The 601-nt window shown below is 34.8% G+C and carries 2 protein-coding genes; both read right to left on the reverse strand.

Translation table 11 applies throughout. The annotated features are described in order from the left end of the window. The coding region (locus tag ACFIJP_RS09625; protein ID WP_375627208.1) for a Rha family transcriptional regulator at positions 1 to 198 on the reverse strand (198 nt) is incomplete at its 3' end. Positions 199 to 212: 14 nt separating this feature from the next. Continuing rightward, complete coding sequence (locus tag ACFIJP_RS09630) at positions 213 to 569, reverse strand: antA/AntB antirepressor family protein (RefSeq protein WP_375627206.1); 357 nt, start codon at positions 567 to 569, stop codon at positions 213 to 215. Positions 570 to 601: the final 32 nt, after the last annotated feature.

Below are 601 nucleotides of genomic sequence, written 5' to 3' on the forward strand. Positions count from 1 at the left end.
CTTACCCTGTTTATCTAAATAGGTGGATCCAAATTTGGATTGACCCCCTTCAGGATATAATTCTCCTAACATTTGTCGAATATCACGCATAATATGCGCATGTTGCTTACCGCATAACTCTGCAATTTCACGACTAGACATGGTTGGAACAGTTGTGTTTTGAAAATTGTTTTCAGGTATTGTAATAAAGTTTCGCATCATCACCCCCTTAATTAAGAAAAACATAAGTTTTGGTATAATATTCTGCCATAGTTTCTATGGCGCTCTGCTTGAGCAACTTTCCTTGCTGCGTGAATTTTGAAGTAATTATTATCGGTTTTATCTGTTTCTATTTCAGATTTTGGACAAATCTTCTGTCTGTTCCATTCTTGTTTTGTAAAAACAAAATCCACGCCTTCTTTTAGATCAAACTTTTCAACACAATCGTTAAACCAAGTGGAAAAATCTTGTTTCAAATGTAAGTGCCTATGCATCACATGGGCTTTGACCATTTTGGCATAACCAATTTTGTTGTCTACCTCGTTTTCAGGTATGAGATATCCTTCACTATCATTATCATGTGTGTTCATAAGTTTACTCTAATCAATTATTGATGGGAAAA

Origin of the sequence: Bartonella sp. MU37NMGALS (assembly GCF_042194015.1) — a bacterium.
In the GTDB taxonomy this organism is placed as follows: domain Bacteria; phylum Pseudomonadota; class Alphaproteobacteria; order Rhizobiales; family Rhizobiaceae; genus Bartonella; species Bartonella grahamii.